This is a genomic window from Maribacter sp. R77961 (assembly GCF_044594925.1).
Classification (GTDB): Bacteria; Bacteroidota; Bacteroidia; order Flavobacteriales; family Flavobacteriaceae; genus Maribacter.
This window is the reverse complement of record NZ_CP138991.1, coordinates 1,753,905-1,777,545: the sequence shown is the minus strand read 5'-3', so window position 1 is coordinate 1,777,545 and position 23,641 is coordinate 1,753,905. Positions and strand designations below refer to the sequence as shown.

The following is a 23,641-nucleotide window of genomic DNA, read 5'->3' as shown; positions in this document are numbered from 1 at the left end:
CTAAACAACTAAATTATGCGAAGACATATTCCTAATTTCATAACGCTCTTAAATGTTTTTTGTGGCTGCGTAGCAACAGTATTTGCAGTATTGAATAAGTTGGAAACTGCAGCTTTGTTCGTAGCACTGGGGATATTCTTCGATTTTTTTGACGGACTCGCAGCGCGTGTTCTAAATGTGAAAAGTGAATTGGGTTTGCAATTAGACTCCCTTGCCGATATGATAACAAGTGGTCTAGTCCCTGGGATTGTCATGTTTCAACTCATTGGCTTGGCGCAAATGGGTGGTTGGGACAATGATATTTTGAATAGTATGACCTATTTAGGAGATTTTCAATTACGAACATTCTGGCCCTTCGCGGGCTTTATTATAACCATGGCATCTGCCTATCGCTTAGCGAAATTTAATTTGGATGAGAATCAGGTTTCTTCATTCATCGGCTTACCTACCCCTGCAAATGCATTACTAATTCTTTCATTACCGCTTATTTTGTTTTATCATCCAAGCGCTATTCTAAGCGATATTATTTTAAACCAATGGTTTTTGATAGGCTTAACCTTGTTGAGCGCCTTTTTATTGAACTGTAACCTTCCCTTATTTGCATTGAAATTCAAAAACTGGGGCTTTAAAGACAACGCTTTACGCTATGTTTTTTTGATTGTAAGTTTGGTGCTACTCGTAACCATGCAATTCTTGGCAGTACCATTTATCATTTTATTCTACGTGCTAAGCTCGTTGGTTAACCAATGGTCTCAAAAAACCGAAGCTTAAATGATTACCCCAAGAATAATACGTTTAGAAGAGAAAAAGCTCATAGGTCAATCTAGAGTAATGAGTGTGGTAAACAACCAAACAGGCAAACTTTGGGGCTCTTTTATGCCTCGAAGAACTGAAATAGTCCATAGAATAGGCATAAACTTTTTCTCATTACAGGTATACCCACCGGATTATCACCTAAATTTTAATCCTACAGCCGAATTTACCAAGTGGGCTTTGGTAGAAGTGAAGAACTTAGACCATATTCCTGAAGGTATGCAATGGTTTATCTTAAAAGCGGGAGATTATGCAGTTTTTGATTACAAGGGGACTAGTGGAGACCCTAGTATTTTTGAATATATTTACGGAGAGTGGATTCTTAAATCTGAATATGTTCTTGACGATCGACCTCATTTTGAAGTCTTAGAAGCAAATTATAAAAACAATGATCCTGATTCTGAGGAAGAAATTTGGATACCTATCAAAAAAAGATGAATCAATTGCAAAAGGCCCCTTGGTATTATCTTGTTTTATTGATTTTAGCTGGTGAAAGTGTTTTTATTCTACCCTTTGTATTACCACGTGTTTTTAGACCTACTGTGTTAGATGTGTTTGTCTTGGACAATACACAATTAGGCCTTTGTTTTTCCGTATATGGTATTGTTGCATTGGTTTCCTATCTTTTTGGAGGTCCCTTGGCGGATAAATTTCCGCCGAGAAAATTAATTGCCATGGCGCTTTGGATGACTGCTCTTGGTGGTTTGGTCTATGCCAGCTTTCCAAGTTATTTTATACTCAAGGCACTCTATGGTTATTGGGGTTTTACGACCATTTTTTTATTCTGGGCGGCCATGATAAAGGCCACTCGGGTATGGGGAGGTGTTAATTCCCAAGGAAAGGCCTTTGGTTTTTTAGACGGAGGGCGCGGTTTGGTAGGTGCGCTGTTCGGAACAATGGGGGTGCTGATTTTTTCAATTTTCCTTACAACTGAAATTGCTGAAGCTACTATGGAAGAACGCAGAGATTCCTTCAGATACGTAATTCTAGTTTCTTCGGGTATCGTAGTTTTGGTGGGTTTTTTAGTTTGGTTCTTTCTGAGGGTGGATAAGACCTCTGAACAAGCTATTGTATTGGATAAAATTACGGTCTCGCAAATTAAAGCGGTTTTAAAATTACCTTCCGTAGGTTTATTAATGGTGATTATTCTTTGTGCCTATGTGGGGTACAAAATCACCGATATTTTATCACTGTACGCGCAAGATGTTATGTTGTATGACCAGGTGCAGTCTGCCCAAATTGGAACGTTTTTATTATTTGTTCGTCCAGTTGTAGGAGTTCTTATCGGAATATTAGCAGACCGTTCCCAAACTACATATTGGTTAGTTGTTAGCTTTATCGTTACATTTATTGGAGCCTTGTTGTTTGCAACGGGAATAATTTCCAATTCATCCACGGTCCTTTTCTTAATTTCAATTTTAGTGGTGGCAACGGGTGTATATGCTACACGCGCTCTTTATTTTGCAGTGATGGAGCGTGGTCGTATACCTTTGGTGCTTACAGGTACTGCAGTTGGTCTTATCTCTTTAGTAGGTTATACCCCAGATATTTTTGCTGGTCCGGTTATGGGGTATCTTTTAGATGCTTATCCCGGCGCAAGAGGTCATCAATACGTTTTTTGGATGTTAGCTACGTTTTCTCTTTTAGGTGGTATTGCCGCTTGGTACTATTTTAAACTTTACAAAAAATAGTTTGTTTTTAACATGAAGAAGAACCTACATCTATTTTTGTCCGGTATCATCGTTATTAGTGCAGGCATCATCTATGGAGGCAATCCTTCTTATATTATGCCAATAGTCTTGGATTTTCAGGTGAATTCATTGGAACTAAACAATATGCTCCGCGCCATAATGGGGATTTATATAGGTATTGGAGCCTTTTGGTTATTAGGTGCTTATAGAACAAAGCTATGGTATGCCGCAACTGTGAGTAATATTCTATTTATGGGCGGTATTTCCTTTGGAAGAATAGTAAGTACCATTTTTGATGGAATTTCAACACCATTTACCCCTGCCTTGATTTTAGAAGCATTGTTCTTTGGTTGGGGGCTCTTTAATTTAAGAAAGTACCAACAATAGAAAAATTATTCCTTATTTGATTTAAAGAAATTTCTCACTATTTTTAAGAAAAGGGATAATCAATTAAATTTTCCCGATACTTTCTTAAATTAAAAAGGCTATGAGATTTTTGTTTTTACTTGTATTTGTTTTCCTAGCCAAAACTGTTTGTTCGCAAGTGGGTGAGGTGGTCAAGGACCCAAGCGACGCGTTGGAAGATTATTTTGAACTTCCTAGAGAAACAGTTTATCTACATTTAAATAAGAGCAGCTATGTAGTGGGTGAAAATTTGTGGTTTAAGGGGTATGTGTATGATAGATTTAAATCACTTCCATTTAACGAAACTTCAAATTTGTATGTTGGTATTTACGATGAAAAGGGAAAACAAAAGGACAAGAAACTTTTTCTTGTTAAAAATGGAACGGCGCATGGCCATTTTGTAATCGACTCTACCTTTAATTCAGGCGAGTTCTATATTAAGGCGGCAACCAATTGGATGAAAAATTTTAAGGAAGATGATAGTTTTATTCAAAAATTACATATTGTTGATCCTGATGATGAGAAACTAACTCAATCATCTGAATCTAAAGCTAATGATGTTCAATTTTTACCTGAAGGCGGTTATTTAGTTAATGATATTATGAATACCGTTGGGGTTAAGGCACTGAATAGTGAGGGGTACGGCATTGCTATAAAGGAGGCAGTAATTCTAGATAATAGTGGGAAGAAAGTTTCTGAATTTTCAGTAGAGCGTTTTGGTCATGGTAAGTTTGAGTTTATGCCGAGATTCGGTTCTAGTTATAGAGCTTCGGTAACCTTTAATGATAATAGTGAGCAGACTTTCCCATTACCAACTGCTATGATGGAAGGTATTAATTTGAGTGTGCGTAATAATAGTCGGCAGAAGCGTATTGCAGTAATCGTAGGAACCAATTCCTATACTAAATCTAAAAAGCCAAATGCCTCTTATTATGCCTTAATTCATAAAAACGGCGGGTCAGAAAGAATTAATTTTAATTTTAAAGAGGAGGAAACCCAGTCTGGATTTTTTCTATCTAAAGAAAGGTTACCCCCCGGGGTGAATGTAATAACAATTTTTAACGAGGATAATAAACCATTGGTGGAACGTCTTTTTTTCAACTCTAACAATTTAGCGTACCCTAAGGTAAATGCTACAGTAATAAAAACAACTACTGATAGCTTACAGATTAAACTTGGTTTTTCTGAACAGTATTCAGCGGATGCAGATTTAAGCGCGTCAATTCTTCCGGCTGGGACAGATGCCTATAATCACTCGGATAATATTTTGAGTACGTTCTATTTAAGGCCTTATGTACATGGTTTTATTGAAAATGGCGGCTATTATTTTAAAAACACTACTACTACAAAAGAATATGAACTGGATTTATTATTACTTAACCAGGGTTGGAGTAAGTATGACTGGAAATCTGTTTTTAACACTTCTCCCGATAGACAATATGAGTTTGAGAGAGGAATAACCTTAGATATAAAATTAAACGAAGAAAATGTAGATGGAAAGGCCTACTATGTTTTTCCTACTAGAAACCATAAGGAAAGAGAGGTGACGGTTGAGCCTGGTAAAAAGGAATTCAGTATCGGTAATTTTTTCTTAGACCAAGATGAGGAGGTCTTCATTGCTGAGAAAGATGATAAGGGTAAGCTTACTAAGCCTAAAATCTATATGATTTCTAAAAACCAAAATAAGGAGGATCGAATTGTTCCATGGCCAAATAATTATACCTCCCAAGTAATGCCAGATGCGCCTTTTAATATTGACTTAATAGCAGAGGATAATACTATTGTACTGGACGAAGTAGTTTTAAGGCAAAAGAAATTATTGGAGAAAGCTAGGCAAAATCCTAATGTTCAAAGTTTTTTGAGACGAAAAATAGAAGTTGTAGATGAGAAAACGGCATTAAATTTTCCACGTCTTTTAGATTTGATAAGGTCAAGAGGATATCAGGTAATTGAAAACCCGGCTAATTTCTCCGTATCCGTTTCTTCTTATCGTTCAGGGAGGTTAGAGTTATTCATAGAAGGAATTAGACAACCTAATCTTGACCAGTTGTCTATTTTTCAAACAGAAGATATAGAGAGTTATTTTTTTGATAGAAATAAGACCGTTCCTGGCGTTTCAAATGGTTTTACAGAATCGTTGTATATCTTTTTGAGACGAGGCGGTGATTTTTTAAATTTAGCAGGAGGAAAAGGGCAAAGGACCATCAGCTCTACTTATAAAGTGGAAAAGGGTTTTGAAGCGGCGAAAGAATTTTATGCGCCGCTATACAATACATATTTTAGTGATTTGTTTGATCGCTATGGAGTTGTTCACTGGGAACCTGAAATAAAAATTTTAAATAACCAAGGGTCTTTTAAAATTCCAAACACTGGGCTGGAGGAATTAAAAATATGTATTGAAGGAATGGATAGTAGCGGGAATTTATATTCCGAAATTAAAATTATTGAGATAGATAAGATGTAAATCGCAGGAGAAGTTATCCTTTCTGCTTAAACTTTAATATAAATAGTGCTTTTTGCAGCTTTTTTTAATTCATAAATACTAGAGTCTATATAGTTATAATGCGCAACTATAGTCAAAAGAGATTGTGTAAAAATGGACTATGAATCTAACTAGAGAACTTTTAAGTTTTGAGATTAAAAAATTGTTAGGTTTTGTAATTGTCTCTGTCTGGAAAAGGATTAGTTGTATACTTGCCTATGCAAAAACAAGGAACGGAACTATTTGATAAACTTCAAGATTTTATTTCTCTACTGGATGTTAGTACTATTTCAGAAGAAAGGCTACTTGTTCTCCAATCACTAATTGAATTTATACGGGGAAAAAAGGATTCAGGTCAATCGATTAACTTAAACTTTGTTTGTACACATAACTCTCGTAGAAGTCATATGGCTCAGATATGGGCCCAAACTATGGCGCACTATTTTAATGTGAGGCAAGTGCATTGTTATTCTGGTGGTACAGAGGCTACAGCACTTTATCCAAAGGTTGCTGAGGTGTTGAAGCAAGCTGGTTTTGATATTCTTGCACTTTCGGAAGAGGTAAACCCTATTTATAGTATCAAATGCGGTGCAGAGGTGCATCCTATCATTGGTTTTTCAAAAACATATGATCATTCTTTTAATCCCAAAGGTAATTTTGCGGCAGTGATGACGTGTTCTCATGCAGATGAGAACTGTCCCTTTATACCTGGAGCAGAAAAAAGAATAGCCCTAACATTTGAAGACCCTAAAGAATTTGACGGTACCCCACTACAAACTGAAAAATACAAGGAGCGCAGTACTCAAATTGCTACGGAGTTATTCTATGTTTTCTCTAAGATTAATGAGAGGTCTACTTAATTTCAGAATCAAAAATCCAACTTCTTTTTACGAAGTTCAAAATTCTGACCTAAGTATACTTTACGTACCATTTCATCAGCGGCCAAATCTTCTGGAATCCCCGATTTTAAGATGCCACCTTCAAACATTAAGTAAGAACGTTCCGTAATGGCCAATGTCTCTTGTACATTATGGTCGGTAATTAAAATACCAATATTTTTATTCTTTAATTGGGCAACAATACGTTGAATATCCTCTACCGCTACGGGGTCAACCCCAGCGAAAGGTTCATCTAATAAGATGAACTTAGGGTCGGTTGCTAGTGCCCTTGCTATTTCTGTTCTCCTTCGTTCCCCACCGGATAAAAGATCTCCTCGGCTTTTTCGAATATGACCAAGGCCGAATTCTTCGATTAGTGACTCCATTTTCATGTGCTGTTCCTTTTTACTGAGTTTAGTAAGCTGTAGCACACTCATAATATTTTTTTCAATACTTAGTTTTCTAAATACCGAAGCTTCTTGGGCCAGATAACCTATACCGTTCTGGGCTCTTTTGTACATCGGAAATTTCGTAATCTCCATGTCGTCTAAATAAATACTTCCGCCATTGGGTTTTATCAACCCCACAATCATATAGAAAGAGGTTGTTTTTCCGGCACCATTAGGTCCTAACAACCCTACGATTTCTCCTTGATTTACTTCAAGCGAAATACCCTTGACCACTCTGCGGCCGCGGTAGGATTTCATGATGTTTTCAGCTCTTAGCTTCATGTTTTCAAATCTAAACCTAATTCGTTGTCAACAAAAGGTTTTATCTTTTATTTAACCTTCGTTATTCTCTAAAATTTCCCAGTATTCGTAGGCTTTTCTTAAGTGAGGAATTACGATTGTACCTCCTATTAATGTGGCAATACTAAGTGTTTCCATGACTTCTTCTTTTGAAACTCCTGAATTATAGGAGCTTTCCAAATGGTATTTCACACAATCATCACAACGCAATACGGTAGACGCTACTAAACCCAGCAGCTCCTTTGTCTTTACATCCAAAGCTCCTGCAGCAAAAGCGTTGGTGTCTAAATTAAATATGCGTTTAACAACCTTGTTGTTATTAGATAAAAGTTTGTCGTTCATTTTAGAACGATAGGCATTAAATTCCTCAACGGGGTTTGACATCTTTCTTTGCTTTTGCTTTTTTTGCCTTACGTGCCTTTTTGGCTTCGCTTTTTAGTACACGTTTGGAAATATAAATACTTACTTGATATAAGATTAAAACCGGTATCGCCACTATGATTTGGCTGGCTACGTCCGGGGGTGTAATTACCGCTGAAAGAATCAAGACAATAACTAGTGCTATCTTTCGATACTTTTTCATTATTTCTGGAGTAACCAAGCCCACTTTTGTCAAAAAGAAAATAATGATAGGTAACTCAAACAGAATACCACAGGCAATTACAGATGCTCGTACCGTGGAGATATAAGAAGCTAAGTCGAATTCGTTCGTAACTTCGGCACTTACTTGGTACGTACCCAAGAAGTTAATGGATAAAGGAGCAACTACATAATAACCAAAAAGTACACCCATAAAGAAGAGTAAGGAGGCGATTAATATAAAACCTCTTGAATTTTTACGTTCCTTTTCGTAAAGGCCTGGACTTATAAATTTCCACATTTCATAGAGTACATAAGGAAATCCTATTATAAATCCTGCCCAGATAGAGGTCCAAATATGTGCGGAGAATTGACCGGACATTAATCTACTTTGAATGGTAAAAGGGAGCTTTTCTGCACAAAAAGCGGAATCAAAACCTAAGAAGGTAGCTATATCACAAAAAAGGCGGTATGTTGGAAAGTCCATTTTTTTAGGACCAAAAATGACCGTATCAAATATGAAGCCTCTAAACATAAAAGCGGCTACACCTACGATGACTATGGCAAGTGTAGATCGTATCAAATGCCATCTAAGTTCTTCCAAATGGTCTAAGAAAGACATCTCGTTCGGTGGAGTAATACTTTTATCGCCCATTATAAAATTCCTTCGTTTATTAGGTTATGTAAATGAATTACTCCTTTATACTGCCCGTTATCCATAGCCAATAACTGGGAAATCCCTTTTTTCTGCATTAGTTCCAAAGCTTTCAGTGCCAAGGTGTCCATTTCAACGGTTTGAGGATTAGAGGTCATAATATCTTGGGCAGATAAGCCTTTGATATTGTCGTGTTTGTTCAGCATTCTCCTAATATCTCCGTCCGTTACTATTCCCACTACCTTATCATTTTGCAGGACAGCAGTTACGCCTAACATTTTTTTAGATATTTCAACAATTACCTGTTTAATATCCGTATCCTTTTGTACTTGTGGAATCTGATTGTTTTTTGCAATATCGGCTACTCTTAAATACAATCGTTTTCCTAAGGAGCCGCCAGGGTGGTATTTTGCGAAATCCGTGCTACTGAATCCTTTTAATTTTAATAACACAATTGCGAGCGCATCACCAATAACTAATTGCGCCGTTGTACTTGTGGTAGGGGCAAGACCATTGGGACAAGCCTCTTTTTCAACATAGGTATTCAGAACATAATCTGCTTGTTTTGCCAAAAAGGAATCTAAGTTTCCTGTCATGGCAATGAGTTTGTTACTACCTCTCTTAATTAAGGGGATAAGCATCTTTATCTCTGGAGTACTTCCACTCTTAGAAATACAGATGACCACATCATTGTCTTGAATTGTACCTAAATCTCCATGTATAGCATCTCCCGCATGCATAAAAATGGCAGGCGTACCAGTGGAATTTAAGGTAGCTACTATTTTGGAGGCAATTATAGCGCTCTTACCGATTCCAGAAATGATTACCCTCCCTTTGGATGCAATAATACAGTCGGCCGCATCAGGAAAATCAGTAGTCAGTAGCGTGGCAAGATGACCAATAGCATTACGTTCAATTTCAATAGTTCGCTTCGCCAATTCAATAATTGTCTGTGCGGATGTCAATGTATTATTCAATTTTATGGATTGTATTCCTAAAAGATTGTCTTATCTTTAAGACTACAAAATTACGGAAACTTACTTTTAGTAAGATATCTATCAAGTAATATTTTGGTAACGGAGCTAAGGTTTGAATGATTTTATTTACTTGCACAATAGATATTCCTCTCACGAAATATTAGAAAGTGACATACGATAAAGGTTTGGGTGAAATTGATTTACATGCCGCGCTAAAAAAATATTTTGGATTTACTAAGTTCAAAGGTCTTCAAGAAGGTGTTGTAAAGAACATATTACAAGGGAACAATTCTTTCGTTATTATGCCTACCGGTGGCGGCAAATCGCTCTGCTATCAACTTCCGGCATTAATGCAACCGGGTACTGCTATTATAGTTTCACCCTTGATTGCATTAATGAAAAACCAAGTAGACGCCATACGGGGTATTTCTAGTGAAGTAGGTATTGCACATGTTCTTAATTCTTCCCTGAACAAAACGGAAATAAAGCAGGTGAAACAGGATATTGTAGATGGGGTTACTAAATTACTGTATGTAGCTCCGGAATCACTTACCAAAGAGGAGAATATAGAATTTCTCAGAACTGTCAAAATTTCTTTTGTAGCTGTTGACGAGGCGCATTGTATCTCTGAATGGGGACATGATTTTAGACCCGAGTATAGAAATTTAAAATCCATTATTGCTCGCTTAGACGATAACATTCCGATCATAGGATTAACTGCCACTGCTACCCCCAAGGTGCAAGAAGATATAATAAAAAACTTGGGTATTACGGATGCCAAACTATTCAAGGCTTCATTTAATAGGCCCAATTTATTCTATGAGGTACGTACCAAGACCGAAAACATAGAGGCCGATATCATTCGTTTTGTTAAACAGAATTCTGGTAAATCCGGTATTATTTATTGTTTAAGCCGAAAGAAAGTGGAAGAACTGGCACAAGTGCTTCAGGTTAATGGTGTAAGTGCCGTTCCTTACCACGCAGGCTTTGATGCGAAGACCAGGTCAAAATATCAAGATATGTTCTTGATGGAAGACGTAGATGTAGTAGTGGCGACCATTGCCTTCGGTATGGGAATAGATAAACCAGATGTACGCTTTGTAATACATCATGATATTCCTAAAAGTATTGAAAGCTACTATCAGGAAACAGGTAGGGCTGGTCGTGATGGCGGTGAAGGACATTGTTTGGCGTTTTATTCCTATAAGGATATTGAGAAGTTAGAGAAGTTTATGTCCGGGAAACCTGTAGCAGAACAGGAAATTGGCAATGCGTTATTACAAGAAGTCGTTGCTTATGCAGAAACCTCTATGTCTAGACGTAAATTCATGCTTCATTATTTTGGTGAGCAGTTCGATGAGGTAAACGGCGATGGCGCGGACATGGATGATAATACCCGTAACCCGAAGGATAAAGTGGAATCCATGGACGATGTGGTGAAGCTCTTGAAAGTAGTCCAAGGAACAAGCGAAAAATTTAAGTCTAAGGAGGTAGTTATTACATTATTAGGCAAGACAAATGCAATAATCTCATCTCATAAGACCAATGAAAAGGAGTTTTTTGGTATAGGTTCGGATAAAGATAAAAGCCATTGGATGGCTTTAGTGAGGCAGGTTTTGGTCGCTGGTATTTTGAAAAAGGAGATTGAGCAGTACGGTGTACTTCATATTACACCCAAGGGGCATGATTTTATGAAAAGCCCTAGCTCCTTTTTGATGACGAAGGACCATGTATATAATGCAGAAAATGATAATGCCATTGTTGGTGCTGCGAAAGCTGGGGGGGTAGCGGATGAAAAATTACTTAAACAACTTAAAAGTTTACGAAAGGCCGAAGCTGATAAGTTAGGTGTACCACCTTTTGTGGTGTTCCAAGATCCTTCTCTCGAAGATATGGCCATGAAGTATCCCATAACACAAGAAGAACTCCTTAATGTGCATGGTGTGGGGGAAGGAAAGGCAAAAAAATACGGGAAACCCTTTGTAGCTTTTATTGGGGTGTATGTTGAGGAAAATGAAATTATTAGACCAGATGACCTTGTAGTAAAGAGTACAGGTGCTAATTCAGGATTAAAATTATACATCATCCAAAACGTTGATCGCAAACTTCCATTGACGGATATTGCCTCTGCCAAAGGCTTAGAAATTCCTGATTTAATTAAGGAAATGGAGCAGATTGTCTTTAGTGGAACAAAGCTAAATATTAGCTATTGGATAGACGAAGTTTTGGACGAAGACCAGCAGGAAGAAATCCACGATTACTTCTTAGAAGCCGAAACTGATGATGTTGAGGATGCAATGACCGAGTTCGATGGGGAATATGAAGATGAAGAATTACGCTTATATCGCCTTAAATTCATTAGCGAGGTGGCCAACTAGTTAGACTACTGTTTTTTCATTCAATTTAATTATCATTTCCGCTGTATCGAACGAAGCGGTTATGCCAATAGGGAAAGTAAAGTTTTGTGCCACATGTCCAAAACTCATTCCATAGACCGCGGGTATTCCCAACGGTTTTATTCTATCCATGATAACTTCTTTAAGCGAAAAGGAATTTGGATTGGTACTTTCATTACAGCCGGCGCAAACTCCAAATATAATCCCAGCTGCTTTTTTTAACGTAGGTCCTTCGATAAGTTGGGTCAACATTCTATCTACACGATACGGCGCCTCTTCTACATCTTCAATACATACGATAGCATCTGTAAAGTCGATTTCATGAGGTGTTCCTATTAACGCATTTATAAGGGTTAAACTACCTCCACAAAGTATTCCTTTAGCTTTGCCTTCTGTTATTGTATATCTTTCATATTCTGGATTTTTTGAATTTTCCGGCAGTATAACGGCGTTATGAATCGATTTTAAATTCTTATTTGGAGATAGTATGTTTTCAAGAGCCTTTTTGCAATAGACTTCATTCAAAGTGCTTCCAACAGGTCCATGGAATGTTACTAAACCAGTAAGCTTGAAAATGCCATTAAGTAAGGCGGTAACATCACTAAAACCGATTAGAGCCTTGGGATTATTCTGAATAGTTTCATAGTCTATTAGTGTCATTATGCGTGTACAGCCATAACCTCCTCTTACACATAGTATGGCGTCAACTTCCGTATTCGTAAACATATGATTTAAATCCTGGGCTCTTTCGGCGTCGGTATTACTAAAATATCCATGCGGTCTGTTGATTCTTTCCGTATGATATGGCTTATATCCTAGTTTTAACAGCGTCTTCTTTGTTTCTTCCAAGACCTTCGCAGGAAATGTGTAACCTGGGGCAATCAAACCTACTGTATCACCCTTTCTAAGGCCCCGTGGTACTATTTTCGTTTTTTGATTAGATAGATTATTTGACTGACCGTAAGATGAAATAGGTAGGAAAGTAGTGAGGTATAGGCCCAATAACCCGTTAAAAAAGCTTCTTCTAGAATTTTGCATATGTTTAATAGTTTCTCTTTCTAAAAATAAACATTCTAACCTAATTATATTTTGTTTAACTTAATTATTAAAAAATTAAACAAAATTTATGATTTTGGTGCCAGCTATAGCTGTACTTTTATCCCGAATCTAAAAATAACACTATGAACAAAATGAAGATTACATTATTGAGTACTATGCTTTTTTTAGGCACCACTGCTGTTTTGAAAGCTCAAAACATTGTAGGTGTAGCCGCAGGAAATGACAATTTCACCACATTGGTTACTGCTGTAAAAGCTGCTGATTTAGTGGACACACTAAGCGGTGATGGTCCTTTTACCGTTTTTGCACCAGTTAACGATGCTTTTGCTGCATTACCAGAAGGAACTGTTGCCGGTTTACTAAAACCAGAGAGTAAGGCTGCTTTAACAGGTATTTTGACCTATCATGTAGTGGCCGGAGAATATAAAGCTGCTGCTGTAATAGAAGCCATCAACGGAAATGATGGTTCATTTACTGTAACTACAGTTCAGGGAGGTACGATAGAATTATCGCTGCAAGATGGTAAGGTTATTCTAAAAGATGAAAAAGGTAATAGTGCAACAGTTGTTATGGCAGATGTTTCTGCTTCTAACGGTGTTATACACGCCATAGATACTGTAGTAATGCCCAAATAATTGGCAGTATTAGTTTCCCCAAAAAAAAGCCTTGGTTCATTAAGAACCAAGGCTTTTTACTTACCTATTTGTTATTAATTCTTATGGAGCAGAAGTACCTCCGTTATCATTTTTAGCTCTTCTCAATTGTCTTTGTATCTTCTTAATTGCAGACTCTATTGATTTTTCTGGTTCTATGATATTATACTCGCCCCAAAAATCTGGATCTGCAAAACCAATAGCTTCGTCACTTAAAATAATACTAGACTTGATTCGATCTTTAGATTTAGGCACGGCATTGGTGAGGTTTTTCTCCCAATCCGTAATTGCCATCTCACAACTCATACTGTACACTGAATTGAATAGTCTTTTATCCCAGTCTACCTTAAATTCCAAAAGGGCATTGCTGTATCCGTAATACCATTTTCCATCTTTCTCTCTATAGTCCACTCTGTATGCTACTTCTGTTGGCCAAACATTGGCGTTTCTCGGTTTCTTTCGCACGAACATTCTCGCCGCTAGATTCTTGTCTGTTATGTTTAGCGAGTAGATAGCGCTGGTCAATATTTTCTTATCTGCATCAATGTAGAGCTTACCAGTGTACATGGGATCAATAAATTCTGGCTTTTGCTCAAACTGAACCACATAGATAAGCTTATCATCCACTCTAGTGGAGTTGACAAAGGAGAAATTATAATAATTTATGGTTTCGTCGGTAAAAATGTAATCCGGATATTTGACCATATCTACGAACAAGGCATTAAAAGGCCCGCCCTGTAACTTCAATGCAACAGTATCTAGTTTGCTGTAATCGGTACTCTTCCTTGCCTTGTATAATTTTAATGCATCTCTTTTATTAGAATTATAAGGGGTCTTGTATATATTTACAACGGCCTCGGAAAGACTTACGTTTTTTCTTCTTTTTTTAATAGTTTCCCTGTAAAATGCTGTCATAACAGTAGGGTCGCTTATATAGTTCTCGCCTTTTTTCTTTAAGGTTTCACGTACGAGACCTTCAGCATCTTTTGGTACTCTAATATTTACTTCTGAAAGTTCTGTGACTGATTCAGTCATAAATAATTTGTTATTGACATCTTTTAATTGCGCCAGTGGTAAACTAAGTGACTTATAGCCTAGGAAAGAGATGTTTATAGTGCCATCAGTAGCTGTTTCAGGTACCTTTATCAGAAATTCACCTTCTGTATTGGTTATAGTACTAACGTTGCTGTTTTCTAAACTAAGTGTGGCAAAAACCAAAGGTTTTTTAGTGGTTTTATCTAGAACTTCACCAGAAAACTCTTTAAAGTTGTCTTGTTGCGCCTTTACACCGGTAATAAAGGTGACCATCATCAAAATCGATGCTGTCAAAGATTTGATAAGGGCTTTTTTTTGTGTTGTGGAATTTTTGTATTTCATGATTTTCTTTGCAAATTTTTGTAAATCTAAGTTAATGGTTTTAAGAGGAGTAGCATCATAAAATATCTTAAATTATAAAGTTGTTTTCATAATTTTCACGTAACTAATTGGATTAACTGCCTTTTGTAACAAACCCAATAAAATCACAGATTCGTAACGCAGCTTTTCGAGATTTGAGAATTCTTAAAAGTTAGGGTAAGAAAAGTAGAGAAAAGAATTAAATAGGTTCTACAAATTGTTGTGTTTGCAAGCGGACGCTAGTTAGCATTTTAGTAAGTTTTAGACGAGGTGCTTACTAATCTATTTATTTCTTCTAATTCTTTTGTGGTCAGATTTCTCCACTTACCTACAGGTAAGTCTAGATTGACGTTCATTATTCTGATACGTTTCAGTTTTTTTACCCTAAAGTCCAAGTATTCGCACATTCGTCGTATTTGTCTATTTAGTCCCTGCGTCAAGATTATACGAAATTGATACTTACTTACTTCAAAAACTTGGCATTTTCGCGTAATGGTATCCAAAATTGGAACTCCATTTCTCATTTTGTTCAAGAAATCTGAATTTATAGGTTTGTCAACGGTAACCAAATATTCCTTTTCATGATTGTTTCTAGCCCGTAGAATTTTATTTACGATATCACCATCATTAGTTAAAAAGATTAAGCCTTCACTTGGTTTGTCTAACCTTCCGATTGGGAAAATTCTTTTTGGGTAATTGATAAAATCGATAATGTTGTCTTTCTCAACACCAGTATCCGTTGTACAGACGATACCAATTGGCTTGTTGAATGCCAAGTACACATTTTCATCGGTTTTTGAATTAATTAATTCGCCATCAACATGTACTGTATCGTTAAGTGAAATTTTGGTTCCCATTTCAGGCACTATTCCATTAATGGTCACCCGACCTTCCGCAATAAGTTTGTCTGCCGCTCTCCTCGAGCAATAGCCAGCTTCGCTTAGAAATTTATTTATCCTGGTTAATTTGTTTTCTTCTTGCATAGCGTAATGGTGGAAATGTAATTAATCCTTTCTTTCTATTTCTAGGCGATGTAATTCTCTTCCTAATTCTGCTAAAAACGGTATGCCTACGGTATCGTACTCGTAAACGTTATCATTGAAAATACCATCTTTGTTTACTAGGATGGTAGCAGTAATCATAAAATCTATATTGTTTTTCTCATCCTTTATATAGGCGCAGTCCGTTAAGGTTCCATAGGCAAAGCCAACTTTATTGTAGATTTTGATATGCGTTGGTATGTTTTCTTTTGTGTCTCCGTACATAAAAAATTTGCAATAACCGTCATAATAGTTCTTAGCATCATAACCCACTTTTCTTGGTAGCGTGTGCATTGCTTCCAATAAGAAATTACGTTGGTTCTCAGATATGCTAAAACGTTCGTTGGGCGCAAATTTTTCCGGAAAAATTATTCGTTTTAACAACTGATGCTGTGTGCTAATGGGATAATAATTTTTAAGGTTGAAGTCGAAGGGTTCTTCTATTAACACCTCATTTTCGTAGTAACCATTGCCTTTGCTTATGGAATTCAGCTTTAACGGATGTGGGGCGCTATTAAGGGAAGGTGCTGTAGGCGTTGTTGTACTATCGTTAAGGTATATGATGAGTGGTTTTGTGCTTAACTCATCCGTATGGTAACCTAGCCTATGCGACACTCGTACCGGAAACAGTCCTTTTGCTTCTAAACCTTGGTTTATGGCATCTTGACCTAAAAACTCTATTAGTCTGTTGTTCGCCAAATTATCGCTTACGGCAAATATTTGGGAAACGTCTTGCGCAAATGTGCTTTCTAAGGAATCTCCCTCAACATAATACCTAGTGTTCATAGCAAGCGTGTCCGTTTCGTTCAGTCTTTCCAAAGCCATAACTGCAACCGGGAATTTTACTGTACTAGCGGGATAAAAATAATTGTCATCGTCTACTTGAAAGTCATGATCTTCAAAACTTATGCTATCCCCAATACGATTTATTCTTGTATACCTTATTTGAACTTCATATTGGTCAACACTATCCATTACTCGTTTAATGGCAGGTTTTTCAGATGCTAGTGCAAGTGTTAATAGATCTTTATTTTGTTCATTATTTTGGCAAGAACTAAGCGTAAATAGTGCCATTAATAAAATGAGGATTATTTTTTTCATTTAATCTATTTTAGCGTTGTAGAGCTCACCACGATGTGGTTTCAACATATCTCTTACGGTAGCCATATTTTTTTCTTCTACCACCATATATGCAATACTATGCATATCGTTCAATTGCTGATGGCCGGTAATATTTAAGCTAATTTCTTCAATGGCTATATAATCCTGAAGATGTTTTTCGTGGTGTATCGCTGTGGGTAAGGCCGCAGGCCCTCTAAAATCCCAGATGAGCTTAATGTTTTTTGCCAATTGGTTAGGATTGATTTAGGTAAATGGATGAAAAATTTTCTACTGCTAAAATAGCAAAATTAGATAGTAGCCCCTAAAATTGTGTTAAGTAAAGTAGGCTGTTCTTGCGAGGGATTTTGTATTTGCTATTTTTGCCAAATGCTTTTTAATAAGATGTCAACATTAAGGGTTTTAGTATTTGGTGTATTCGCATTCGTCCTGCTGTTAACATCCTGCGATGATTATTTTAAAAAGAAAGAGGTGCGTGCACCTTTGGCTAGAGTAGGTGAGGCATATTTGTATAAAGAAGATATCGCAAATTTAATTACTTCCGGAATGTCTAAAGTAGATAGTGCGTCTTTCGTATCTAACTACATCAATAGTTGGGCATCTAGACAATTATTGTTATCAAAATCTAAAATTAATTTATCCGAGGAGAAGTTAAAAGAATTCGATGCTCTCGTAGCTAATTACAGAACAGATTTATACACTAGGGCTTATAAGGAAGCTCTTGTGAGTCAAGGGGCAGATTCCTTGATTACCCAGAAACAATTAGAAGAGTTTTATGAATTAGAGAAGGAAAACTTTAAATTAAAAGAACGTCTTGTCAAAATTAGGTTCATAGAACTACCGAAGACTTTTCTGAATAAAGAAGAGGTTAGTAAAAGTTTAAAAAATTTTAATCCCGATGATATCGTTTATTTGGATTCCATTGGCGTACAATTTAAGAAGTTGCATTTTAACGATTCTCTTTGGGTAACTTCCTCTAGGGTCCTAGAAGAAATCCCTGCTATAACCGCCGATAATGAAGATAAGTACTTAAAAAAATCACAATTTTTTGAATTGGAGGATTCAATGGCGGTATATTTGGGTAAAATAGAGGATGTTAAGCAGGTAAATGATATTGCTCCGCTCTCTTTTATTTCACCTACCATAAAACAAGTTTTATTAAGTCGTAGAAAAATAGACTACCTACGTAAACTAGAAACTGAAATCATCGATGAAGCAATCAGGGATAAAGAATTTGAAATATTTACAAAAAATGAATAAGTCAATTTTATTTTTACTTATGAGTTTATGTTCCTTTTTAATAAGCGCACAGGACTCCATACCAGCCGTTACGGATAACCAAGTAGAACCTATGGAATCTATAGCCGAGGCAAAGGTTTCTGAAAAGAAGGACTCCACTTCTAATTTCAAGAAAATTAAACTAGATGGCATAGCTGCCGTAGTGGGAGATTACGTGATATTAGATTCCGATATAGAAAAGACCTTGATCGATTTAAAAAGTCAGGGTGCATCTACAGAAGATATTACTCATTGTGGACTTCTCGGTAAGTTAATGGAGGATCGTTTGTATGCGCACCAAGCCGTTCAAGATTCTATCTTGGTGTCAGATGATGAAGTAAATGCTACTGGAGATCGTCAACTGCAATCGTTGGTGCAACAGATCGGTTCAATGGACAAGGTGTTAAAATACTATAAAAAACAAGATGAGGCTAGTTTTAGAGAGGAGCTTTATAAAATCAATAAACTACGTATGCTTTCGGAAAGAATGCAGCAAAACATTGTTAAGGACATAGAGATAACCCCAGAAGAAGTTCGTCAATTTTTTAATAAAATTCAAGAAAGTGAAAGACCTGTATTTGGTGCTGAGCTCGAGATTTCTCAGATAGTTAAAGAACCAAAACCTACTGATGCCGAAAAGCAAAAAGTAGTGGATAAATTAAATCAGATCAAGGCAGATATTGAAGATAACGACGCTAGTTTTAGCGTTAAAGCTATTTTATATTCCCAAGATCCAGGCTCTAAATCTAAAGGTGGATTATATAATGGTATTACCAAAAAATCAGGTTTTGTAAAAGAATTTAAGGATGTTGCTTTCAGTTTAAAAGAGGGTGAGGTTTCTGAGCCTTTTGAAACCCAGTTTGGTTATCATATCATTTACATAGAAAAGATTCGAGGTCAGGAATTGGATTTAAGGCATATTTTGTTACAACCAGAGATACCAGATGCGGCAATGGAAGAGGCTAAAAAAGAGCTGGATACTATTCGTAAGAAAATCATGGATGGTGAATTTACCTTCGCCGAGGCGGCATTGAATTTTTCTGATGAAAAAGAAACCAAGTTCGATGGTGGGTTACTTAGAAACCCGCAAGATTTTAGTTCTAGGTTTGAACTAACTAAAATGGATCCATCTTTATATAATCAGGTCAGAAATTTAAAGGATAATGAAATATCCTATCCATTAATCGAAGAAGACCCAAGGGGAGGTGCACCTAAATACAAAATTGTTCAAGTGTCCAATAGGTTTGATGAGCATACTGCGGATTTTGCCAAGGATTATACAAAGATTCAGCAATTGGCGCTTACAGAGAAGCAGTTCAACGCCATAAAAAAATGGATGGACGAGCATATTGAGGATACTTACATTAGTGTTAACGAAGCAAATAGAACCTGCGATTTCGCCAATAACTGGGTTAAGGAATAAAAATATGTCAGACGTTGCCGCGCTTAACAATTTGGTTGAAAAACATAATGCGCTTAAAAAAGAAATAGGTAAAATTATTGTTGGTCAAACAACTGTTATTGAACAGATTTTATTGTCTATTTATACAGGAGGGCATTCTTTGCTTATTGGTGTTCCAGGTCTGGCTAAAACTTTAATGGTAAATACCATTGCCCAAGCTTTAGGGTTAGATTTTAAAAGAATACAATTTACTCCAGATTTAATGCCAAGTGATATTTTGGGTAGCGAAGTTCTGGATCAAGCTAGGAATTTCAAATTCATAAAAGGACCAATATTTTCTAATATCATCCTAGCTGATGAAATAAACAGAACACCACCAAAAACACAAGCAGCTTTATTAGAGGCTATGCAGGAACGTGCAGTGACTATTGCTGGTCACCAACATAAGTTAGAGCTGCCGTATTTTGTTTTGGCTACTCAAAACCCTATTGAGCAGGAAGGCACGTATCCACTACCGGAAGCGCAATTAGATCGTTTTATGTTTGCCATTGAATTGAAATATCCCTCAATAGAAGAAGAAATTCAGGTAGTTAAGAACACAACTTCTATGGCTACGAACAAGGTCATTCCGCAGTTCTCAGCTAATGAGATCATAGCGATTCAGGATTTGGTTCGCCGTATACCTGTTCCGGACAACGTTGTGGAATATGCGGTTAAATTAGTGAATAGCACAAGACCTAACTTGGATTCTGCTTCTGATTATGTGAAACAATATGTGGATTGGGGAGCTGGTCCACGCGCGTCTCAAAATTTAATTTTAGGAGCAAAGGCAAACGCAGCGATTAATGGAAAATATTCTCCGGACATTGAAGATGTCCAAGCTGTCGTAAAAGGTATTTTAAAGCATCGGATTATCAAAAACTACAAGGCCGAGGCGGAAGGGATTACCGAAGAAGATATTATTGATAAGCTTGCTTTAAGCAATATCATAATAAATTAAATTTTCTGGTGTTATTGATGATGGGCGCATAGACTTTACTAGATGTGGTGTTTTAAATCTATTAATTTCCTAAAAACGAACTTTTCATTCTTAGAAAGTTTTAAATGCCCCTTAGATTTTCTTAAATTTACAATATTGCTTTAACCTTAAAACAAACAGAGAATGGCATTCGATATCGATATGATCAAAGGGGTTTACGCCAACATGGCGGAACGAGTTGACAAAGCTCGTGAGATTGTGGGTAAACCACTAACCCTTTCGGAGAAAATATTATACTCCCATTTATGGGACGGTAACCCTAACAAGGCATTTGTCCGAGGTAAGGATTATGTAGATTTTGCTCCAGATCGTATTGCGTGTCAAGATGCAACAGCTCAAATGGCTTTGCTTCAATTTATGCAGGCTGGTAAACCAAAAGTGGCCGTGCCAACAACCGTGCATTGTGATCACTTAATACAGGCTAAGAATGGTGCTGCGGCAGATTTGAAGTTTGCAAATACTTCCAGTGCGGAGGTTTTTGATTTCTTAGAGTCCGTTTCTAACAAATATGGAATCGGATTTTGGAAACCAGGCGCAGGTATTATACATCAAGTTGTGCTGGAGAATTATGCTTTTCCTGGCGGAATGATGATAGGTACCGATTCTCACACTGTAAATGCAGGTGGTTTGGGAATGGTCGCTATCGGTGTTGGTGGTGCAGATGCAGTGGATGTAATGGCAGGTATGGCTTGGGAGCTTAAGTTCCCAAAGTTGATCGGTGTTAGACTAACAGGAAATATTTCTGGTTGGACAGCGCCAAAGGATGTAATTCTCAAAGTTGCAGAAATACTTACCGTTAAGGGTGGTACGGGAGCTATAGTGGAATATTTTGGCCCTGGTGCAAAAGCACTCTCCTGCACAGGTAAAGGTACCATTTGTAATATGGGAGCTGAAATAGGTGCAACGACCTCTACTTTTGGGTATGACGAATCTATGGAGCGTTATTTACGAGCCACGGATAGAGCTGATGTAGCCGACGCGGCAAACCAAGTTAAAGAATATTTAACGGCCGATTCGGATGTATATGCTAACCCTGAACAGTATTTTGATCAGGTAATAGATATAGACTTAACGGAATTAAATCCTTTATTAAACGGACCGTTTACACCTGATCTTTCTACTCCCGTTGGTAGTACAATGACTGAAAAGGCGACAGCGAATGACTGGCCCATTCAAGTTGAATGGGGATTAATAGGATCTTGTACTAATTCTTCTTACGAAGATTTATCCCGCGCTTCTTCCATAGCGCAGCAAGCTTTGGATAAAGGACTAAAAATGAAAGCGGAATTAGGTATTAATCCTGGTTCTGAGCAAGTTCGCTTTACCGCGGAAAGAGATGGTATTTTAGGTATTTTCGAAGATTTGGATGCCAAGATATTCACCAATGCATGTGGACCTTGTATAGGACAATGGGCACGTTATAGTGATCCCAAAAATGCTCCAAAGAATAGTATTGTACATTCTTTCAATAGAAACTTTGCTAAGCGCGCAGATGGTAATCCCAATACACACGCTTTCGTAGCTTCTCCAGAGATTACGGCGGCTATAGCGGTTGCGGGCAGATTAGATTTTAATCCAATGAAAGATACACTGATAAATGAAAATGGTGAAGAGGTCAGATTTGACGAACCAACGGGTTGGGAACTTCCTCCAAAAGGATTTGAAGTAGAAGATGCTGGATTTTTAGCACCTATGGAAGATGGTTCTGGTGTGCAGGTCGTTGTGGATGACTCTTCTGAGCGACTACAGCTCCTAGACCCTTTCGTGCCTATTAAAAATGAAGAATTACAGGGGGTTAAGCTGCTTATTAAAGCCTTTGGAAAATGTACGACCGACCATATTTCTATGGCGGGACCATGGTTACGTTTTAGAGGACATTTAGATAATATTGCTAACAATACGCTTATTGGAGCTGTAAATGCTTATAATAAGAAAACCAATTTTGTAAAAAATCAACTTACGGGAGAATACGGAGGTGTTCCTGATACGCAAAGAGCTTATAAGGCTGCGGGTATAAAATCTATTGTTGTAGGTGATCATAATTATGGTGAAGGTTCCTCTAGAGAGCATGCAGCCATGCAGCCCAGACATCTTGGCGTTGCAGCAGTTTTGGTAAAGTCATTCGCAAGGATTCATGAAACCAACCTGAAGAAACAAGGAATGCTCGGTCTTACTTTTTCTAATGAAAGTGATTATGATTTAATACAAGAGGATGATACTTTCAATTTCGTGGACATTGCAGATTTTGCACCGGATAAACCTTTAACTATAGAGATTGTACATGCAGACGGTAGTAAGGATACGATCAAAGTTAACCATACTTACAATGCTGCCCAGATAGGATGGTTTAACGAGGGGTCTGCTTTGAACGTAATTAAACGAGAAAATGCAGCCTAAACAGCTTAAATAGTTTCTGAAAACTCCCGATAATCCTCGGGAGTTTTTTAGTTTTGGGAACTACGTACGTAAAATGAGAAAACAGACTGTCTATACCTTATTCATAATTGCCTTTGTACTATCTTTTTTTGTTACTCCATTGGGTGATTATAGTAAAATAGTGCTAAACCGATTATTTGCTACTTCACCTACTATTATCCAAGCTGAAAACAGAGGTAGCATTGCTGATTATGATTGGAGACTAAAGGATGCTGAGTGGGATTTTTTTAGTTTTGAGAAAGCCAAAGGTAAAGTTGTTTTTATCAACTTCTGGGCTTCATGGCACTTGCCTTCAAAAGCACAATTGAATGACATACAGACCTTATATGACAAGTATGAGGGAAGGGTAGCATTCTATATCATCACCAATGAGGAACGAGCACCAGTAGAATTGTTTATGAAAAAAAACGGTTATACTTTTCCGGTAACATATCAAATTGTTGGTGACCCAAGTCCACTAACGTTGTTGAAGCCGCCTGGTTCTTATATTTTAGACAAAAAAGGAGCAGTAGTCGTACATCAAAATGCCATTGCGGATTGGGACAACGATACTGTATTTACGCTACTCGATACCTTACTTGAAGAAAAATAGCAA

Annotated in this window: 22 protein-coding genes; 13 read left to right on the top strand and 9 right to left on the bottom strand. The window is 37.2% G+C overall.

Annotated features, from left to right (window positions below; all coding sequences use genetic code 11):
• The first annotated feature begins 15 nt into the window (after positions 1–15).
• From SJY09_RS07715 to SJY09_RS07690, 6 genes are all read left to right on the top strand, one after another.
• A complete protein-coding gene (locus SJY09_RS07715) occupies positions 16–771 on the top strand; it encodes a CDP-alcohol phosphatidyltransferase family protein (protein WP_396638374.1) in 756 nt (251 codons plus the stop codon).
• The gene (locus tag SJY09_RS07710) at positions 772–1,251 is read left to right on the top strand and encodes a GyrI-like domain-containing protein (protein ID WP_396638373.1); all 480 of its coding nucleotides are present in this window, start codon (positions 772–774) and stop codon (positions 1,249–1,251) included. It abuts the gene before it with no gap.
• Complete coding sequence (locus SJY09_RS07705; protein WP_396638372.1) at positions 1,248–2,504, top strand: nitrate/nitrite transporter; 1,257 nt, start codon at positions 1,248–1,250, stop codon at positions 2,502–2,504. Before SJY09_RS07710 ends, SJY09_RS07705 begins: the two co-directional genes overlap by 4 nt.
• A 12-nt stretch (positions 2,505–2,516) precedes the next feature.
• Positions 2,517–2,891 carry a DUF4345 domain-containing protein gene (locus tag SJY09_RS07700; protein ID WP_396638371.1) on the top strand — a complete coding sequence of 125 codons (375 nt, stop codon included), beginning with the start codon at positions 2,517–2,519 and terminating at the stop codon, positions 2,889–2,891.
• A gap of 100 nt (positions 2,892–2,991) precedes the next feature.
• Positions 2,992–5,373: a hypothetical protein gene (locus SJY09_RS07695; protein ID WP_396638370.1), complete on the top strand. Its 2,382-nt coding sequence runs from the start codon at positions 2,992–2,994 to the stop codon at positions 5,371–5,373.
• A gap of 236 nt (positions 5,374–5,609) precedes the next feature.
• The gene (locus tag SJY09_RS07690; RefSeq protein ID WP_396638369.1) at positions 5,610–6,251 is read left to right on the top strand and encodes a low molecular weight phosphatase family protein; all 642 of its coding nucleotides are present in this window, start codon (positions 5,610–5,612) and stop codon (positions 6,249–6,251) included.
• Between the two features lie 8 nt (positions 6,252–6,259).
• On the opposite strand, the gene lptB is transcribed toward SJY09_RS07690, so the two are convergent.
• From lptB to SJY09_RS07670, 4 genes are read right to left on the bottom strand one after another with little or no spacing between them, the layout of a single operon-like run.
• Positions 6,260–7,000, bottom strand: coding sequence for an LPS export ABC transporter ATP-binding protein (lptB, locus tag SJY09_RS07685; protein WP_396638368.1), 741 nt, complete (start codon positions 6,998–7,000; stop codon positions 6,260–6,262).
• Between the two features lie 51 nt (positions 7,001–7,051).
• Complete coding sequence (locus tag SJY09_RS07680) at positions 7,052–7,402, bottom strand: carboxymuconolactone decarboxylase family protein (protein WP_396638367.1); 351 nt, start codon at positions 7,400–7,402, stop codon at positions 7,052–7,054.
• Positions 7,386–8,252: a twin-arginine translocase subunit TatC gene (tatC, locus tag SJY09_RS07675; protein WP_396638366.1), complete on the bottom strand. Its 867-nt coding sequence runs from the start codon at positions 8,250–8,252 to the stop codon at positions 7,386–7,388. The genes SJY09_RS07680 and tatC overlap by 17 nt, the downstream gene beginning before the upstream one ends.
• Positions 8,252–9,229, bottom strand: coding sequence for an SIS domain-containing protein (locus SJY09_RS07670; RefSeq protein ID WP_396638365.1), 978 nt, complete (start codon positions 9,227–9,229; stop codon positions 8,252–8,254). The genes tatC and SJY09_RS07670 overlap by 1 nt, the downstream gene beginning before the upstream one ends.
• A gap of 167 nt (positions 9,230–9,396) precedes the next feature.
• On the opposite strand from SJY09_RS07670, the gene SJY09_RS07665 reads away from it, so the two are divergent.
• Entirely contained in the window at positions 9,397–11,607 is a 2,211-nt protein-coding gene (locus SJY09_RS07665) for a RecQ family ATP-dependent DNA helicase (protein WP_396638364.1), read from the top strand.
• Here the strand turns inward: SJY09_RS07665 and SJY09_RS07660 are convergent, their stop codons facing one another.
• Positions 11,608–12,663 (bottom strand): LD-carboxypeptidase, encoded by a 1,056-nt coding sequence (locus SJY09_RS07660; RefSeq protein WP_396638363.1) that lies wholly within the window; start codon positions 12,661–12,663, stop codon positions 11,608–11,610.
• Between the two features lie 176 nt (positions 12,664–12,839).
• On the opposite strand from SJY09_RS07660, the gene SJY09_RS07655 reads away from it, so the two are divergent.
• Positions 12,840–13,319, top strand: a complete 480-nt coding sequence (locus SJY09_RS07655; RefSeq protein WP_396638613.1) for a fasciclin domain-containing protein — start codon at positions 12,840–12,842, stop codon at positions 13,317–13,319.
• Positions 13,320–13,400: 81 nt separating this feature from the next.
• On the opposite strand, the gene SJY09_RS07650 is transcribed toward SJY09_RS07655, so the two are convergent.
• From SJY09_RS07650 to SJY09_RS07635, 4 genes are all read right to left on the bottom strand, one after another.
• On the bottom strand, positions 13,401–14,648 hold the full coding sequence (locus SJY09_RS07650) for a carboxypeptidase-like regulatory domain-containing protein (RefSeq protein ID WP_396638612.1): 1,248 nt from the start codon (positions 14,646–14,648) through the stop codon (positions 13,401–13,403).
• A gap of 335 nt (positions 14,649–14,983) precedes the next feature.
• Positions 14,984–15,715 carry a 23S rRNA pseudouridine(2604) synthase RluF gene (rluF, locus tag SJY09_RS07645; protein WP_396638362.1) on the bottom strand — a complete coding sequence of 244 codons (732 nt, stop codon included), beginning with the start codon at positions 15,713–15,715 and terminating at the stop codon, positions 14,984–14,986.
• 21 nt (positions 15,716–15,736) lie between these two features.
• Positions 15,737–16,873, bottom strand: coding sequence for a serine hydrolase (locus tag SJY09_RS07640; RefSeq protein WP_396638361.1), 1,137 nt, complete (start codon positions 16,871–16,873; stop codon positions 15,737–15,739).
• Entirely contained in the window at positions 16,874–17,122 is a 249-nt protein-coding gene (locus tag SJY09_RS07635; protein WP_396638360.1) for a hypothetical protein, read from the bottom strand.
• Positions 17,123–17,275: 153 nt separating this feature from the next.
• Here SJY09_RS07635 and SJY09_RS07630 point away from each other — a divergent pair, with 153 nt between their 5' ends.
• From SJY09_RS07630 to SJY09_RS07610, 5 genes are all read left to right on the top strand, one after another.
• The gene (locus tag SJY09_RS07630) at positions 17,276–18,151 is read left to right on the top strand and encodes a peptidyl-prolyl cis-trans isomerase (protein ID WP_396638359.1); all 876 of its coding nucleotides are present in this window, start codon (positions 17,276–17,278) and stop codon (positions 18,149–18,151) included.
• Entirely contained in the window at positions 18,144–19,592 is a 1,449-nt protein-coding gene (locus SJY09_RS07625) for a peptidylprolyl isomerase (RefSeq protein ID WP_396638358.1), read from the top strand. Before SJY09_RS07630 ends, SJY09_RS07625 begins: the two co-directional genes overlap by 8 nt.
• A 4-nt stretch (positions 19,593–19,596) precedes the next feature.
• Positions 19,597–20,571 carry an AAA family ATPase gene (locus SJY09_RS07620; RefSeq protein WP_396638357.1) on the top strand — a complete coding sequence of 325 codons (975 nt, stop codon included), beginning with the start codon at positions 19,597–19,599 and terminating at the stop codon, positions 20,569–20,571.
• 162 nt (positions 20,572–20,733) lie between these two features.
• The gene (locus SJY09_RS07615; protein WP_396638356.1) at positions 20,734–23,007 is read left to right on the top strand and encodes an aconitate hydratase; all 2,274 of its coding nucleotides are present in this window, start codon (positions 20,734–20,736) and stop codon (positions 23,005–23,007) included.
• 73 nt (positions 23,008–23,080) lie between these two features.
• Positions 23,081–23,638: a TlpA family protein disulfide reductase gene (locus SJY09_RS07610; protein ID WP_396638355.1), complete on the top strand. Its 558-nt coding sequence runs from the start codon at positions 23,081–23,083 to the stop codon at positions 23,636–23,638.
• The last annotated feature ends 3 nt before the right edge of the window (positions 23,639–23,641 follow it).